Below are 15,326 nucleotides of genomic sequence, written 5' to 3' on the forward strand. Positions count from 1 at the left end.
CATGGATCTGTTCACATCTGTAGCCCTCGGAGACCTCGAACTCGCGAACCGCATCGTCATGGCCCCGCTGACCCGCCTGCGTGGTGGTTCGGCCGGTGTACCCGGAGACCTGATCGTCGAGCACTACCGTCAGCGGGCGAGTGCCGGCCTGATCATCACCGAGGGAACCTATGTGAACTTCGAATCGCAGGCCTTCGTCGGTCAGCCCGGCATCGTCACCGACGAGCAGGTCGCCGGCTGGCGTCGCGTCGCGGATGCCGTGCACGAGCGCGACGGACGCGTCGTGCTGCAGTTGATGCACGGCGGCCGCGTCACGCATCCCGACGTCAACGGTGGCCGGCGTGTCGTCGGGCCGAGCGCGATCGCCATCGACGGCCAGGTGCACACCGAGCAGGGCAAGCAGCCCTACCCTGCGCCGCACGCGCTGACCATCGACGAGATCCCGTCCGTCGTCGATGATTTCGTCGCCTCGGCTCGCCGCGCGATCGATGCCGGATTCGACGGCGTCGAGGTCCACAGCGCCAACGGCTACCTGTTGCACGAATTCCTCTCCCCCGCATCGAATGTGCGGGACGACGAGTACGGCGGTTCGGTGGAGAACCGGATCCGCCTCGTCGTCGAAGTCGTGAAGGCCGTGTCGGCGGCAGTCGGCGCCGGACGTGTCGGGTTGCGGATCTCTCCCGAGCACAACATCCAGGACGCAGTCGAGACCGATCGCGACGATGTGCGTGCTGTCTACGGCGCTCTGGTCGACGCCCTGCAGCCCCTGGGCCTGGCGTATCTGTCGGTCCTGCACAAGGAGCCGACCGGAGATCTGGCGCAGGAGCTCCGGAAGCGTTTCGGCGGCAAGGTGATCGCCAACAGCGGTTTCGGCTCGCCGACCACGCGTGACGAGGCCGTGCAGCTGATCGACGATTCGCACGCCGACGCCGTGGCCGTCGGCCGCGCGCTGATCGCCAATCCCGACCTGGCCGAGCGCTGGCGGGACGGGCAGCCGGAGAACGCACCGCGTCCGGAGCTGTTCTATGCGTCCGGAGCCGAGGGGTACACCGACTACCCGTTCCTGCAGACCGTCTGAGCGTAAGCCCTACGAGGCGCTCGGATCCTTGCGCGCCGAACCGTTTCTCGCCGCTGCTGTAGCGCGGGCGAGCCTCGGTTCGGCGCGCGAGGTCGTTTCGGTCTTCCGAGACAGGTCGGGCATCATCCGTTCGAGCACCGGCCGCCAGCGCGCCACATCATCCGGGAAACACGTGCTCAGCAGCTCGACCATCGCCGACGGAGCGATCGAAGCGCCGGGCGACGCCCCGAGCAACCCGGCGATGCTGCCGTCCGCGCTCGCCACGACCTCGGTGCCGAAGGTCAGGACCCCGACCCTGCGACGATCGGGTTTGACGAGCTGAGCTCGTTGCCCCGCGTCGATCGTCTCCCAGTCGGACTCCCGCGCCTCGGGACAGAATCGCTGCAGCTGCCGGAACTTCCGCGCGCGGGACGCGAGCAGCTGGCCGACGAGATAGCGCACCAGCGACAGATTCTGCAGGCCCACCGCCACCAACGGGGCGATGTTGTGCAGGCGCAGGGTGGTGAACAGATCGGTGAGCCGGCCGCGTGTGAGCAATCTCGTGCTGAACGTGGCGTACGGCCCGAACATCAACCACTCGCGGCCGTCGACGACCCGCTTGTCGAGATGCGGCACCGACATCGGTGGTGCTCCCACGTCGGCCTGGCTGTAGACCTTCGCTGCATGCTGGGACACCACGTCGGGCTCGCCGGTGCGCAGGAACTGCGCGCCGATGGGAAAGACGGCGAAACCTCGCACCTCCGGGATCCGGGCCTTCTGCAAGAGTTTCAGGGCGTACCCGCCGGCGCCGACGAACACGAACCGGGATCGGACCGAGAACCGTCCCGTCTTCGTGTGCCCGGAGACGGTCCACCGCCCGTTGGCGGCGCGGCGCAGTCGTGTGACCTCGTGTCCGGTACGAAGCTCGACGCCACGACGACGCGCGTCCGACAGCAGTCGGTGTGTCAGGGCACCGAAGTCGACGTCGGTGCCCGCCTCGTAGCGCGTGGCGGCGACCGGTTCGGAGCCCGAGCGACCGGTCATCACCAGCGGTGCCCACCGCGCGATCGTGTCGGGGTCCTCGCTGTACTCCATGGCCGAGAACAGCGGCGAGCGTTGCAGGGTGGCGTGCCGCTGTCGCAGATAGTCCACATCGCGTTCGCCGAAGACGACGTTCATATGCGGTGTCACGTTCACGAACGTCGCCTCGCCCGGGTCGTCGAGGGACTCCCAGAACTGCCGTGAGATCCGGAACTGTCCGCCGATCTCCTCGGCCCGGGTCGAATCCGCGGGATCGGGCATGTAGTTCAGTTCGCACAGACCTGCGTGGCCGGTGCCCGCGTTGTTCCATGGGGCGCTGCTCTCGGCCGCGACCTCGTCGAGTCGTTCCAGGACGAGGATCGACCGATCGGGTTCGAGCCGTGTCAGCAGTGCACCCAGTGTTGCCGACATGATGCCGCCGCCGATCAGGACGGCGTCGTACACCTGGTCGCCGTACTGTGCTTCGTCGGCAGAATGCCTCCGATCCACCATCATTCACCTGCTTTCGCCGTTGTCGACCTTCAGCGTGCCCCTTTCCGATTCATCCGTCCAATGAGCTCTTGCAGGCAGTACCATGCAGATGTGGATTGGTATGTGACGCCCGAGACCGCAATGGTCGCCCCGCTGCTCGTCGCCTTCGACGCCGCGGCGCGCGAAAGTCACATCACGCGCGCGGCGGATCTGCTCGACGTTCCCCAGTCTTCCGTCAGTCGCCGCATCCGGGCACTCGAGAAGGCAGTGGGTGTGGCGTTGTTCCAGCAGTCCGGGCGAGGGGTCGTGCTGACGACTGCCGGGAGGGAGTTGCACGAACGCACCCGGCATCTGGTCCGCGAACTCGACGGTGCGATCACCACGGTGCGTGAGCACGCCGATCCCGACCACGGCGTCGTCCGCTTCGGGTTCCCGCTCACCCTCGGGCCGGTGAGCATCCCGTCGTTGCTGGCCGAGTTCCACCGACTGGCCCCCGGCGTCCGGTTGCATCTGGTCCAGGCACACGGTGAAGAGCTCGCGGAGATGGTTCGCGACGGCCGGCTCGATCTCGCCGTCATCATCCCTCCACCGGAGGATCTGCCGGTCACCGTGCTCGCGCAACAGCGACTGTTGCTCCACCTCCCGAGCAGCCATCGACTCGCCGGCCGTGCCCGCCTCGACCTGCGCGATCTCGCGGACGATCACTTCATCGCCAGCCCACCCGACTATCACATCCGCAGAGAACTCGAATCAGCTTGCGACGAAGCAGGATTCGAACCGTACATCGCGTTCGAGATCAGCGAGTTCGAAACGATCCGGGCATTGGTCGCCCAGGGCCTCGGTGTCGCACTGCTGCCTCGCTCGGAAACGCCTGTGCCCGGAATCGTCACCGTGCCGGTCGCCGGAATCGCGAATCGCACCATCGGATTGACGACCGGGACGAGGACGCCGTCCCCGGCGGTCGCGCGACTGCACGCTCACATCGCCGGGCACGCCGATAGATTCGACGGTCGCCGGCTCGATTCGTAGGTATCGTCCATCGAACGCAAGACATGGCGCACAGCTTCGCGAGCCGTGCGCCATCTCCTGCGTCGCCGGTCCCGACAAGACGCAAGTCCGGGTTCGAATGGTCGCCGGCGGGGTATGCCACACAGATGCGATCGCCCGCAAACAGTGGTACCCGACGCCGCTGCCTACCACCAGCAAGGCGGCGCACTGTAAAACATGTTCGATCTGCGCCATCCGGGCAGGAGCCGGTAACGATCTGCGACGTGCTCCGGCCGGCGCTGGGGCGGTTCCCGTTCGGTCGGCCGGTGAAGACCGATCCGCTCGGGCAGATCGACACCACATTCGACGATTCGGCAGACACATCGACCCCCGAGCTCGTCGTCGCCTTTCTCTGACCTACCTACCGTCGAAGAGTTCTCCATGACAGCAACAGATCTCGGTTCCAGTGCCACGTTCGCCGGGCAACCGGTCGCCTCCCAGTTCATCGATGGGCAGTGGCGCGAGGGACGCTCCGACCGCGTCCTGACCGACACCAACCCGTTCGACGACAGCGTGGTCGCCACGATCCGCCTCGCTTCCGCCCAGGACGTCGACGCCGCCTACACCGCTGCCCGGGCAGCACAGACCGAGTGGGCCGCGACCGCTCCCGCCGAGCGCGCCACGGTCCTGCGTCGCGCCGCACAGATCCTCGAGCAGCGCCGAGCCGAGATCATCGACTGGCTGGTCGCCGAGTCCGGCTCGACGCGGATCAAGGCCGATACCGAGGTCTCCCTGGCCATCGGCATCACGCAGGAGGCGGCGTCGTTCCCGTCCCGGGTCCACGGATCGATCTTCGATTCGAACACCCCGAACCGTGAGATGCGGGTGTACCGAAAGCCCATCGGAGTGGTCGGGGTGATCAGCCCGTGGAATTTCCCGCTGCACCTGTCGCAGCGATCGGTAGCACCGGCGTTGGCGTTGGGCAATGCCGCGGTGATCAAGCCGGCCTCGGACACTCCGGTGACCGGCGGCCTGTTGATCGCGCGGATCTTCGAGGAAGCAGGCCTTCCGGCGGGAGTGTTGTCGGTGGTGATCGGCTCCGGTTCTGAGATCGGCGATGCTTTCGTCGAGCATCCCGTCCCGCGGTTGATCTCCTTCACCGGCTCGACACCGGTCGGCAAGCAGGTCGGTGCGGTCGCCACCGGCGGTAAGCACCTCAAGAAGGTGGCACTCGAATTGGGCGGCAACGCACCCCTGGTGGTCCTCGACGACGCCGATCTCGACGCGGCCGTCGAGGCAGCGGTGACCGGGTCGTTCCTGCATTCCGGACAGATCTGCATGGCCGTGAATCGCATCATCGTGCAGGCGCCGGTGTACGACGATTTCCTCGATCGGTTCACCCGAGCCGCGCAGGCCGTGTCCTACGGCGATCCGTCCGCAGACGGCACTTTGGTCGGGCCCGTCGTCAACGATTCGCAGTTGAAGGGCCTCGAGGAGAAGATCGAGCAGGCCCGGGACGCCGGAGCACGCGTTGCGCTCGGTGGGGAGATCGACGGCCGGGTCGTGCCTCCGCATGTGTTCGTCGACGTCACGTCCGATATGGAGATCGCCCGCGAGGAGATCTTCGGCCCGATGGTCGCGGTCCTACGCGCCGATGACGAAGCACACGCCCTCGAACTGGCCAACGACCACGAATTCGGTCTGTCCAGTGCGGTCTTCACGCAGAACATCGACCGGGGACTGCAATTCGCGCATCGGGTCGAGGCGGGCATGACGTTCATCAACGAGATGACCGTTCAGGACGAGGCACACGTGGCATTCGGTGGCGAACGCAACTCCGGTCTCGGACGATTCAACGGCGAGTGGGCGATCGAGGAGTTCACCACAGATCACACCATCGGCGTGACTCGGCTGGTGTAGGCACGCCGCAGCGCCCTCCGACTCCGATACAGCATTCTGCCGTCTGCACCCTGCCCAGCCTCGGGGTGCAGACGGCAAGCTGTCACAGAAGCCTCCTCGGTTGACGGTGAGAACGCCCGGGCCGGCGTGCCGTTGCGTTCGCTGCCTCCTCTTTGTAGGCTCCGTTCATGGCAGGATTGTCGACAATCCTACAAACCCGGAGGCGGCCGATGGAGTTCCCGAACCGACGCGCCCATATTCTCTGCGGTCCCCGATCCTGACGCGGCGCACGCGATGAACGACGACCAGCTCAACATAGGACAGCGCCCCAGCGTCTCCTGCACGGACGAGGACGTCCGGATTCGCGTCCTCGCCGACAGACTCCGGACACTGGGCGTCCCGGTCGACACCTCCACGCGTCGACGGGCCGAGTACTCCTACGACGCCTCCAACTACCGGGTGCCACCTTCGGCCGTGGTCTTTCCTCGGTCGGTGGACGACGTCGTGGCGGTGGTGACCGTCTGCGGCGACACCGGGATTCCGTTGGTCAGCCGAGGGGGCGGGACCTCGATGGCGGGCAATGCCGTCGGCCCCGGTGTGATCGTCGACTTCTCCCGGCACATGAACCGCATCCTCGAGATCGACGAGACGGCCGGTGTCGCCGACGTCGAACCGGGCGTCGTGCTCGCGACCCTCACGCGGGTGGCCGAGGACGCGTCCTCGGGCCGGACGACCTTCGCCCCCGATCCCTCCTCGAAGAACCGGGCCACGGTCGGTGGCGCGCTGGGCAACGACGCCTGCGGCAACCACTCGGTGCGCTACGGCCGCATGTCCGATCACGTCCACGAGATCGACCTCGTCACCGCCGACGGGTTCCGGCTCACCGCGGCGCAGCAAGGTCTGCGTGCCACCGATCCCGACGACGCGGCCGCTGCGGCGCGCGCGCAGCAGCTCGACGCCGAGCTCACCGCGCTGGCAGGCGAGCACCTGTTCGAGTTCCGCACCGAACTCGGGAGGATCCAACGGCAGGTCTCGGGTTACCACCTCGATCATCTGTTGCCGGAGAAGCGGTTCGACGTCGCCCGTGCGCTCGTCGGATCCGAGGGAACCTGCGCGGTGATCGTCGGTGCCCGCGTCGAGCTGGTTCCCCGCCCGTCCAGCGCGTTGCTGGTCTGCCTCGGCTACGACGATGTCGTCGACGCGGCCCGCGACATCGGAACCATCCTGGAGTTCTCGCCTGCGGCAGTCGAGGGTGTCGACGCGGCGATCGTCGAGACCATGCGGCTGCGTCGGGGCGAGAACTCCGTCCTCGGACTCCCGGTGGGAAACGCCTGGCTCTACGTCGACCTGGACGGTGACGACCTGGACTCCGTGGCCGCGGCCGCCGACGCACTGCTCGACAAACTTCGCCGGAACGGCCGCCTCGTCGACGGCCGCCTCGCGGCCGACACCACCGAGCGTGCTTCCCTGTGGCGGGTGCGCGAGGACGGCGCCGGACTGTCCTCCCGCCTGGCATCCGGCGGCGAATCCTGGCCGGGCTGGGAGGATTCCGCTGTCGCGCCGGAGAACCTCGCCGATTACCTCCAGGACTTCCGCGCACTGCTCGACCGGCACGGTCTGCAGGGCGTGATGTACGGGCACTTCGGCGCCGGCTGCATGCACATCCGCATCACCTACGACCTGCGCACCGAGGAAGGCCGACAGGTCTTCCGCGAGTTCACGCACGAGGCCGCGCGGCTGGTGGTCCGTCACGGCGGATCGCTCTCCGGAGAACACGGCGACGGCCGTGCCCGCTCGGAACTGCTGCCGGTAATGTACTCCGCGCGGATGATGAGCGCATTCCGCGCCTTCCGCACGATCTGGGACCCGCAAGGCATCCTGAACCCGGGATCGCTGACCGACCCGGCGCGGATCGATGACGATCTGGCGTTGGCGGACGTTCCCGAACGCACCTGGCGTACCCACTACGACCTGCACCCGATCGAGGCGGTCCGTCCCGACGGCGCGCGGCCGCAACACACCCCCGCCCCGTGGGTGCACGCCGTCCAGGGCTGCATCGGCGTCGGACGATGCCGGGCCGACTCCGGTGGCGTGATGTGCCCGAGCTACCGCGCGACCCGCGACGAGAAGGACTCCACTCGGGGCCGGGCCCGGGTCCTGCAGGAGATGGTGCGCGGCGCCCGCACAATCGAGCAAGGGTGGAAATCCGAGGAAGTGCGTGAGGCACTCGATCTGTGCCTGTCGTGCAAGGCCTGCTCGACCGACTGCCCGGCCGGCGTCGACATGGCCACCTACAAATCCGAGTTCTTCTCGCACTACTACGACGGCACACGACGACCGGTGGCGCACTATTCGCTGGGGTGGCTGCCACGCTGGCTCCGCCTGACGGGGTTGGCAGCACCGCTGGTCAACGCGGTCCTGCGCACTTCTCTCGCCAAGCGCGCCACCGCACTCGGCGGCATTTCCCCCGACCGGGTATTTCCGCCCTTCGCCTCCCGGCGGGCCTGGAAGAAGGCCGTGCGCGACGCACTACGTGGCCGGTCCGGTTCGACGCCGGTGGTGCTGTTCGTCGACACCTTCACTCGCGGGTTGCGGCCGGAGGTCGCCGGTGCCGCCGCCCGCGTGCTCGCCTCGGCGGATCAGCAGGTGATGAGCTGCTCCGCAGACGCGTGCTGCGGACTGACGTGGATCTCCACCGGCCAGCTCGACACCGCGAAGAAGAAGCTCTCCCACGCCGCCCGCACACTGGACGACGGCACCGACCGGCCGATCGTCGTCGTCGAGCCGAGTTGCGCCGCCGCCCTGCGCAAGGACCTGCCCGAGCTGGTGCCCACCGAGGCTGCGCGTCGCGTCGCCGCACGGGTCCACAGCTTCGCGTCCTATCTGGACACCATGGTGCGCAACGGCTGGACACCCGCCCCTGCACAACCGCTACCGAACGAGATAGTGCTGCAGACCCATTGCCACGAGTACTCCGTGTTCGGCGCCGGAAGCCATCGCCGGATCCTGACCGCAGCGGGAGTCGACGACGTCCGCGACGCAGTCGGATGCTGCGGCGTGGCAGGAAACTTCGGATTCGAGAAACAACACCACGACATCAGCATGAAGGTCGCCGAGACCTCCCTCGCCCCGGCACTGCGCGCGGCCGACGACGACTCCGCGGTGGTCACCGACGGCTTCTCATGCGCGATGCAGGTTGCGCAGATCGACGTGTCCGCCCCGGGGCAACATCTCGCAGAACTTCTCGACCCCGGGCCACGAATGTCGATGAACAACACCATCTCCGAGGAGGAAAGCGCATGACCGATGCAACGATCGTCGGGACACGGGTGGGCGTCTCCGACGCAGTGTCCCGCGTCAGCACAGAATTGTTCATCGACGGTGAGTGGGTCGAATCGACCACCGGCGAACGATTCGAGGTCGTCGCCCCGGCGACCGAGGAGGTCATCGCGACCGTCGCGAACGGCAACGCCGACGACGCCCGGCGTGCCGTCGAGACCTGTGCTCGCGTGCAGAAGCACTGGGCGAAGACCGCTCCGCGCGAACGCAGCGCGATCCTTCGCCGGGCCTACGAGCTCATCCTGGAGCGGCAGGACGAGTTCGCGACCATCATGACCACCGAGATGGGCAAACCCTTCGCCGAGGCGAAGGGCGAGGTCGCCTACGCCGCGGAGTTCTTCCGGTGGTTCTCCGAGGAAGCCGTCCGCATCGGCGGCGATGTGACCAGCACCGGCGACGGCGCGACCCGCATCCTGGTGTCCAAGGAGCCGGTGGGACCGTGCGTCCTCGTCACGCCGTGGAACTTCCCGCTCGCCATGGGTACCCGCAAGATCGGACCCGCCATCGCAGCCGGATGCACCATCGTCTTCAAACCCTCGGAGCTGACGCCGTTGACCTCGCTGGCCCTGGTCGACGTGCTCGTCGAGGCCGGTGTGCCCAAGGGTGTGCTGAACGTCGTGCCCACCACCGCACCCGGGGAGGTCGTCTCGACCTGGATGTCCAGCGGTATCGCACGCAGGATCAGTTTCACCGGTTCGACCGCGGTGGGCATCCGGCTGCTCGAACAGGCATCCCAGCACGTGATGCGCAGCTCGATGGAGCTGGGCGGAAATGCCCCGCTCATCGTGTTCGAGGACGCCGATCTCGACCGGGCCGTCGACGGCGCGCTCGCCGCGAAGATGCGCAACATGGGTGAGGCCTGCACCGCCGCGAACCGCATCTTCGTGCACCGCGCGGTCGCCGATCGGTTCGCCGAGAAGCTCGCTGCCCGTATGGATGCCCTCGCCGTCGGGGACGGCCTGGTCGAGGGCACCCAAGTCGGTCCGCTGGTCGAGGAGAAGGCTCTGACGAAGGTGGAACGTCTCGTCGCCGATGCCGTCGAACGTGGAGCGCGCGTGGTGTGTGGCGGCAGCCGGCCCGAGGGACCCGGCTACTTCTACCCACCCACCGTCCTCGCCGACGTGTCGAAGGACGCCGCGTTGATGAGCGAGGAGATCTTCGGGCCGGTCGCGCCCATCGTCGTCTTCGATACCGAGGACGAGGTCGTCGAGATCGCCAACAACACGCCCTGGGGACTGGCCGGATACATCTTCACCCAGGATGTCGACCGCAGTTTCCGTGTCAGCGAAGCGCTCGAGGTCGGCATGGTCGGGCTGAACACCGGCATCGTGTCCAACCCCGCGGCACCGTTCGGCGGCATCAAGGCATCGGGTCTCGGACGTGAGGGAAGCACCGTCGGTATCGACGAGTTCCTCGAGGTCAAGTACGTCGCTGTTCCTCGTCGGTGACGCATGGTCTCACTGCGCCGCCGATCCTTGCGCGCCGAACCGTGTTTCGACGCAACTGCAACGCGCGCGAAGCCCTGTTCAGCGCAAGGTCGGTACGGCCTACCCGCGTAGCTCAGGAATCACCTGTTCACGCAACGGTTCCGGCTCGGCCGGCCGCAGTGCCGCACCACTTCGCGAGCGCGGCGTCGAGACCGTCCGTCGAGCCCTCCCCCACCCAGGCCACGTGCCCGTCCGGGCGCACGAGCACAGCCGACGGTGCGACGACCTCGCCGAGCAACGGCAGCTCCCAGGCGCCGTCGTAACGCGCTCGCACGTAGTCGACGCGTTCAGGAAGATGCCCGGAATCGGTTGGTGGACCGTCGGATTGCAGCAGAAGTGGGCGAGCCCGAACACTCGCACCGGCTTCTCCTCGGCAATGACGTCGAGATTCGGCATGCGTCGTCCCAGCAGCGGGTGTCCCTCACCGAGGTCGTAGGCGACGTCGAGGCCGGAGATCAACGCCGCGATCGGTGAGCCGGCATCGTCGACGCGGAGCACCTCGTCGATCAGATCGCGCAGGGCCTCCTAGCGCGAATCGGCCTTCTGGATGCACAGGCCGACACCCAGTCCGCCGGTGGGGAGTTCCTCGGTGACCCGCACTTCGGCGATCAGGCTGCTACGTGTCGCAGCCGACCCCTCGAATCCGATCCCGGCCTCGCAGCGCACGACACTGCGCCCACCACGTACCGAGCCTGGTGCACCCGAAGGTCGCGGTGTTCACCGTTCGCCCCTCGGCAAGGAAGCGCCCGGCGATCCCTCGATGATCGACGAGCGTCCCGGGTCAGCCCTCGATGATGCGTTTGATCGCGTCCAGGGTCGCCGGAATTCCGCTGCGGGCGGCCTGCTCCCGCGCGGCGATCCGGGCAGGTGCCTCCGCCCCCAACTTCTCGTGGAAGAATTTCTGCCCGGCTTCGGTGAACTCCCAGGTCTCCGTGAGTTCCGTGCCGGCGTCCGCGGGCTTGATGACGTAGCTCCAGCGCACGAGACCCGGGCCGACCGACCATGCGAATTCGCGGCCCGGGGAGGCGACGACGACCTTCGACCGGGCCTCCCAGGTGCGTTCGGGGGTGACGTTCCGGCCGGTGAAGAAGGAACCGACCTCGGGGCCCTGCCCTTCGTCCCACCAGCACTCCGCGCAGACGGGCGACCATTCACCCGTGCGGGTGACGTCGGAGACGAGGGCGTACACCTCGTCGGGGGTGGCGGAAACGACGACGGAGGACTCGAAGGTCAGGGGTGTGGTCTGCATGGCCACCATCCTGCCCTGTCCCGATCAGTGCGGCGCGACGCACCTGCCTGCCCGCCTGCCCTTGCCGACGACTACGCAGTGACGGCTCTGGTCCCCACACGCGCGGGCACGGGTCCGGCCGCGACCAAGGTGAACGGCGTCTTTACCGGAAAATCGTCGTGAAGGGATTCCACCTCGAGTTTTCGCACCACACTGGCGAGGCCCAGGATTGCTTCGAGCATGGCGAAATGATCTCCGATGCAGGTGCGTGGGCCACCACCGAACGGCAGATACTGCCACCGCGACCTCTCTACCGATTGCCCGGGGGCGAACCGATCCGGGTCGAATTTCTCGGGCTCGTCCCAGAGCGACGGATCATGGTGGAGCGCGTAGGTGCCGACGATCGTATTCGTCCCGGCGGGGATACGGTAACCGTCGACCTCCACGTCGCGCATTGCCATTCGCGCGGCCGTCGCTGCGGGCGGACACATCCTCAGTGACTCATGGACTATCTGGACGGTGTAGGGCAGCTCCCCGATATCGCTCGCGCGCAACAGGCGGTCTCCGATGGCTGCAGCCTCCCGCGCCACCCGCTCCTGCATCTCGCGATTGCGGCCGAGCTGCCACAAGCTGTAGGCGAGAGTGGTCGCGGTGGTGTCGTGACCCGCGAAGAGAAACGCGAGCAACTCGTCACGGATCTTCTCGTCGCTGAACGCTCTGCCAGTGACCGGATCGGTGAGCTCGAAGAACAGCTTGATCAATTCGGCGCCATTGCCAGCACCGCTCCGCGCGGCGTCCATCGCCTCGTCGAGCGTTTCGGTGACAACAGCCAACGAAACACGGAAACGATGACGGGCACGTGTCGGCAGCCATGTCGGGGTTCGTATCGGTTGCAGGGCACGTCGTCCCACGAATTGCACCACCTGTCCGAGTGGAACTCCGACAGCTTCGGATCTCTCGCTGAGATCCGTTCCGAAGAGTGACCGGCCAAGGACACGCAGGGTGAGTCGCCGGGTTTCGGTGTCGAGATCGATCGACCCGCCCTCGCTCCACTCTGCCGCCATCGTGTCGGCGACCTCGGCGATCCGGTCGGCGTAGACCGCTACGTGCTTCTTGGTGAACAAAGGCTGCAACGCACGACGGTGCGGCACCCACGAATCGTGAGGAAGATTGAAGAGATTGTCGCCGACCCACACCCGTCCCTCGACGTGGACGGTCATTTCCTTGTCGAAGGAACCGTCGGAACCGCCGAGAACATCGTGGGCGCCCTGCGGTGAGGTGACGATAGCGAAGGTCGGCGCCCACCGGGCAGGACCGATATGTACGAGGGTGACCGGCCCGCCTGCATCACGGAATTTCTCGGGACCGGTATCGAGATGTCGGAGTGCCCGGATGCGGTCGATCAAATGCATCGGCACGTCGGGCGCAATCGGAAAATCCTGGGCCTGTGCGCTTGTCCTGGCCATTCTCCGAGTGTGGTCCGCCTCGGACGGTCACACCAGACCCACTACCGAGTCATTGCGCAACCGCAACCTTGCTGAACTCGAAGGGCAGGCTCGCATGTAACAACAGTTTGACCCGCGGGAAGACCGGATCTCGAATTGCACTCTCGAGACGTAAAGCGGTGTCCGCATGAGGATGTCCACTTGTACTCGCGCAATGTTGATCATCGGAATCATTCTGTTCGGGCTGCTCGTCGGCGCGGTGGCACAGCTCGTCGTGGGCAGGTCCGGGACCGGGATCGACTGGACTCTCGCGTTGGTCGCGGGCGTCGGGGATTCGTTCATCGGCGGTCTGCTCATCAGCCTTCTCGCAGGTGACGGACTCGAATTACGCCCCAGCGGGATCATCGGCTCCCTCGCCGGCGCGATCATCGTGACCGCTGCCTGGTCGGTCTGGAAGTCCCGGTCGCGTCAGGCCTAGCGCTATCGGTATCCCGCGACGAGAGACGATGCCCGAGTGACCTCACGCCCCGCAACCGAGCAGCGACTGCTCGACACCGTTCCCGGAAATCCGGTGTGCCGGGTCGTCCTGGACCGGGCGGGTGAACGCGGCATCGGAGACTGGTATCTCACCGCGGGCGGAGTCTTCCAGTCGGTCTGGAACTTTCTCGACGGCCGCGACCGGCAGGCCGGCATCCGGGACTACGGGTCTACGCTCCGCACGGTTTCGACGACCTGTTCGGGATGGTGCTCCGCCCGAATCCGGTGCTGGCACCTCGCAACGTGTACGAAGCGAAAGCCCGACGATGGCAGGTGGAATGGCCTCGATTGGTCGTCGAACCGTGGCCCGAGCGCTGACATCCTCATTCGCCGAGATCCTCGTCGAATCTGCGTCGCGCTTCCTCGATGCGGGGAAGATTCGTCGACGCCCACATCAACAGAGCGTCGATCGGTTCGCGCACCGTCTTCCCCAGTGGCGTGATGCGGTATTCGACCGCGACGGGACGGGTGTTCACCACCCGGCGTTCGACGATTCCGTTGCGTTCGAGTCTGCGCAACGTGGTCGTCAGGGATTTCTGCGTGACCTCGGGAACGGCGCGCCGCAGCTCGTTGAAGCGGCGCGGAGCCTCGCACAATTCGGTGAGCACGCTCAAGGACCACTTGTCGAGGATCTGCCCCAACAGTTCCCGGTGGGCGGCGACGGCGAGCAGATCGTGGTCAGCGGTATCCGACATGAAACCTGGTTTCGTTGAAGTGACTTCCGGATACCAAGTATAAATCAGATACCATTTGGTTTCCGACCCCAGGAGAACTCCGTGTCCGTCACCCTGTTCAGCCCCGAAGGCACGCTGCCGAACGCTCCTTACCACCACGTCGCAGTCTCCACCGGCACGCGACAGGTCCATCTCGCCGGACAGGTCGCATACATGCCGGACGGCTCACCGATTCCTACCGAGCTGGCCGGTCAGGTGGCCCAAGCGCTGCGCAACGTCGCACGAGGCTTGGACGGAGCCGGCGCGACCTTCCGCGATGTCGTGCGCCTGACGTTCTACGTCACAGACTGGCATCCCGAGAAGATCGGACAGTTCATGGCCGGTGTGCAGGCCGTCGCGCAGGAGATCGATCTGCCCGATCCGATGCCGCCGGCATCGCTGATCGGTGTCGCGGCGCTCTACGAACCTGTCGTGCTCGTGGAGATCGAAGCCACCGCGGTTCTCGAGGGATGAGCGTCGTAGATCAGGCCGCGCAGATCCCGAAGACGGGGAATCCGTCGTCACCCGCAGTGGACCGGAACGCGACCCGCACCCGGGCCTCGGCGCAGTCGGGGAACGATCCTTCGATCTTCGAGTAGAGCCATGGCCCGTCGTCGAGTTCGACGATCGCGAGGGTGACCGCGCTGTCGTCCTGCGCGCCGTCGTCGAGCGGTTCGACGACCTTCCAGGACACGATCGAGCCGGTGCCGGAGCAGCGGGCGGACTCGAGGTTCGCGCCGCCGCAGGAGGAGCAGCACGCTGTCTCCGGAGCGTGAAGCGTCGTGCAGCTTCCGCAGCGCAGGATCGTCATGCAGTTCTGCGTCGCGTGGGGCGCCATCGCAGTCCTTCCGTCAACGGAAAATGTCCGAGCCACGAAGCGGTCCGTCGTAGAGGGGGGCGGGACCCCGACGGGCCGATGACGTGGCTCCGATCATCGGCCCCCTATTCGAAGGTAGGTCGGCTCGGGACCTTTTCCATCGGTACGCGAGCACACAGATCGTGGGGGTTCGCTGGTCGCAGCGCACAATGCCGGGTCGGTCGGCAGGGGCTTTCGGGTCGTTCGGGCCACCGGATGTCACTTGGACAAGCGCCGGAAGCAACCTCCCTACCTGCAGATCTTCC

General features: G+C 66.7%; 15 protein-coding genes and 1 pseudogene. 9 read left to right on the top strand and 7 right to left on the bottom strand.

Annotation, left to right across the window (positions count from 1 at the left end; all coding sequences use genetic code 11):
- Position 1: 1 nt before the first annotated feature.
- Positions 2–1,078 carry an alkene reductase gene (locus NVV99_RS01475; protein ID WP_024100891.1) on the top strand — a complete coding sequence of 359 codons (1,077 nt, stop codon included), beginning with the start codon at positions 2–4 and terminating at the stop codon, positions 1,076–1,078.
- Positions 1,079–1,087: 9 nt separating this feature from the next.
- On the opposite strand, the gene mqo is transcribed toward NVV99_RS01475, so the two are convergent.
- Positions 1,088–2,542 carry a malate dehydrogenase (quinone) gene (gene mqo, locus NVV99_RS01480; RefSeq protein WP_242411718.1) on the bottom strand — a complete coding sequence of 485 codons (1,455 nt, stop codon included), beginning with the start codon at positions 2,540–2,542 and terminating at the stop codon, positions 1,088–1,090.
- 138 nt (positions 2,543–2,680) lie between these two features.
- On the opposite strand from mqo, the gene NVV99_RS01485 reads away from it, so the two are divergent.
- The 4 genes from NVV99_RS01485 (at position 2,681) to NVV99_RS01500 (ending at position 10,242) form a co-directional block, all read left to right on the top strand.
- Positions 2,681–3,598, top strand: a complete 918-nt coding sequence (locus NVV99_RS01485) for a LysR substrate-binding domain-containing protein (RefSeq protein ID WP_242411717.1) — start codon at positions 2,681–2,683, stop codon at positions 3,596–3,598.
- Between the two features lie 399 nt (positions 3,599–3,997).
- On the top strand, positions 3,998–5,476 hold the full coding sequence (locus NVV99_RS01490; RefSeq protein ID WP_006552005.1) for an aldehyde dehydrogenase family protein: 1,479 nt from the start codon (positions 3,998–4,000) through the stop codon (positions 5,474–5,476).
- 273 nt (positions 5,477–5,749) lie between these two features.
- The gene (locus tag NVV99_RS01495) at positions 5,750–8,758 is read left to right on the top strand and encodes an FAD-binding and (Fe-S)-binding domain-containing protein (RefSeq protein ID WP_024100887.1); all 3,009 of its coding nucleotides are present in this window, start codon (positions 5,750–5,752) and stop codon (positions 8,756–8,758) included.
- A complete protein-coding gene (locus NVV99_RS01500) occupies positions 8,755–10,242 on the top strand; it encodes an NAD-dependent succinate-semialdehyde dehydrogenase (RefSeq protein ID WP_024100886.1) in 1,488 nt (495 codons plus the stop codon). The genes NVV99_RS01495 and NVV99_RS01500 overlap by 4 nt, the downstream gene beginning before the upstream one ends.
- Before the next feature lie 127 nt (positions 10,243–10,369).
- Here the strand turns inward: NVV99_RS01500 and NVV99_RS01505 are convergent, their stop codons facing one another.
- The 4 genes from NVV99_RS01505 to NVV99_RS01520 all read right to left on the bottom strand — a co-directional run bounded on the left by NVV99_RS01505 (position 10,370) and on the right by NVV99_RS01520 (position 12,975).
- Positions 10,370–10,615 (bottom strand): hypothetical protein, encoded by a 246-nt coding sequence (locus NVV99_RS01505; RefSeq protein ID WP_369011257.1) that lies wholly within the window; start codon positions 10,613–10,615, stop codon positions 10,370–10,372.
- A gap of 191 nt (positions 10,616–10,806) precedes the next feature.
- Complete coding sequence (locus NVV99_RS01510) at positions 10,807–10,947, bottom strand: hypothetical protein (protein WP_024100883.1); 141 nt, start codon at positions 10,945–10,947, stop codon at positions 10,807–10,809.
- A gap of 115 nt (positions 10,948–11,062) precedes the next feature.
- Complete coding sequence (locus tag NVV99_RS01515) at positions 11,063–11,539, bottom strand: SRPBCC family protein (protein ID WP_024100882.1); 477 nt, start codon at positions 11,537–11,539, stop codon at positions 11,063–11,065.
- A 62-nt stretch (positions 11,540–11,601) separates the two neighbouring features.
- Positions 11,602–12,975: a cytochrome P450 gene (locus NVV99_RS01520; protein ID WP_024100881.1), complete on the bottom strand. Its 1,374-nt coding sequence runs from the start codon at positions 12,973–12,975 to the stop codon at positions 11,602–11,604.
- Positions 12,976–13,168: 193 nt separating this feature from the next.
- Between NVV99_RS01520 and NVV99_RS01525 the strand changes: the two genes are divergently transcribed.
- From NVV99_RS01525 to NVV99_RS01530, 3 genes and pseudogenes are all read left to right on the top strand, one after another.
- Complete coding sequence (locus NVV99_RS01525; protein WP_024100880.1) at positions 13,169–13,432, top strand: membrane protein; 264 nt, start codon at positions 13,169–13,171, stop codon at positions 13,430–13,432.
- A 93-nt stretch (positions 13,433–13,525) separates the two neighbouring features.
- Positions 13,526–13,641 (top strand): annotated as a pseudogene (locus NVV99_RS27235) (hypothetical protein); the annotation flags it as partial.
- A 54-nt stretch (positions 13,642–13,695) separates the two neighbouring features.
- Entirely contained in the window at positions 13,696–13,809 is a 114-nt protein-coding gene (locus tag NVV99_RS01530; protein WP_006551997.1) for a hypothetical protein, read from the top strand.
- A gap of 5 nt (positions 13,810–13,814) precedes the next feature.
- On the opposite strand, the gene NVV99_RS01535 is transcribed toward NVV99_RS01530, so the two are convergent.
- Positions 13,815–14,186 carry a helix-turn-helix domain-containing protein gene (locus NVV99_RS01535; RefSeq protein WP_006551996.1) on the bottom strand — a complete coding sequence of 124 codons (372 nt, stop codon included), beginning with the start codon at positions 14,184–14,186 and terminating at the stop codon, positions 13,815–13,817.
- Between the two features lie 81 nt (positions 14,187–14,267).
- Between NVV99_RS01535 and NVV99_RS01540 the strand changes: the two genes are divergently transcribed.
- A complete protein-coding gene (locus NVV99_RS01540) occupies positions 14,268–14,678 on the top strand; it encodes a RidA family protein (protein WP_024100879.1) in 411 nt (136 codons plus the stop codon).
- Positions 14,679–14,688: 10 nt separating this feature from the next.
- Here NVV99_RS01540 and NVV99_RS01545 read toward each other — a convergent pair whose 3' ends face one another.
- On the bottom strand, positions 14,689–15,042 hold the full coding sequence (locus NVV99_RS01545; protein WP_006551994.1) for a Zn-ribbon domain-containing OB-fold protein: 354 nt from the start codon (positions 15,040–15,042) through the stop codon (positions 14,689–14,691).
- Between the last annotated feature and the right edge of the window lie 284 nt (positions 15,043–15,326).

The sequence above is a fragment of the Rhodococcus sp. PAE-6 genome, from assembly GCF_025290685.1.
Classification (GTDB): Bacteria; Actinomycetota; Actinomycetes; order Mycobacteriales; family Mycobacteriaceae; genus Rhodococcus; species Rhodococcus pyridinivorans.

What these genes read in the sequence shown, in the direction of transcription:
- NVV99_RS01525 (WP_024100880.1), top strand. Translation starts at nt 13,169, where the DNA reads ATGTTGATCATCGGAATCATTCTGTTCGGGCTGCTCGTCGGCGCGGTG.
- NVV99_RS01530 (WP_006551997.1), top strand. Translation starts at nt 13,696, where the DNA reads ATGGTGCTCCGCCCGAATCCGGTGCTGGCACCTCGCAACGTGTACGAA.
- NVV99_RS01500 (WP_024100886.1), top strand. Translation starts at nt 8,755, where the DNA reads ATGACCGATGCAACGATCGTCGGGACACGGGTGGGCGTCTCCGACGCA.
- NVV99_RS01520 (WP_024100881.1), bottom strand. Translation starts at nt 12,975, where the DNA reads ATGGCCAGGACAAGCGCACAGGCCCAGGATTTTCCGATTGCGCCCGAC.
- NVV99_RS01545 (WP_006551994.1), bottom strand. Translation starts at nt 15,042, where the DNA reads ATGGCGCCCCACGCGACGCAGAACTGCATGACGATCCTGCGCTGCGGA.
- NVV99_RS01475 (WP_024100891.1), top strand. Translation starts at nt 2, where the DNA reads ATGGATCTGTTCACATCTGTAGCCCTCGGAGACCTCGAACTCGCGAAC.
- NVV99_RS01495 (WP_024100887.1), top strand. Translation starts at nt 5,750, where the DNA reads ATGAACGACGACCAGCTCAACATAGGACAGCGCCCCAGCGTCTCCTGC.
- NVV99_RS01490 (WP_006552005.1), top strand. Translation starts at nt 3,998, where the DNA reads ATGACAGCAACAGATCTCGGTTCCAGTGCCACGTTCGCCGGGCAACCG.
- NVV99_RS01535 (WP_006551996.1), bottom strand. Translation starts at nt 14,186, where the DNA reads ATGTCGGATACCGCTGACCACGATCTGCTCGCCGTCGCCGCCCACCGG.
- NVV99_RS01515 (WP_024100882.1), bottom strand. Translation starts at nt 11,539, where the DNA reads ATGGTGGCCATGCAGACCACACCCCTGACCTTCGAGTCCTCCGTCGTC.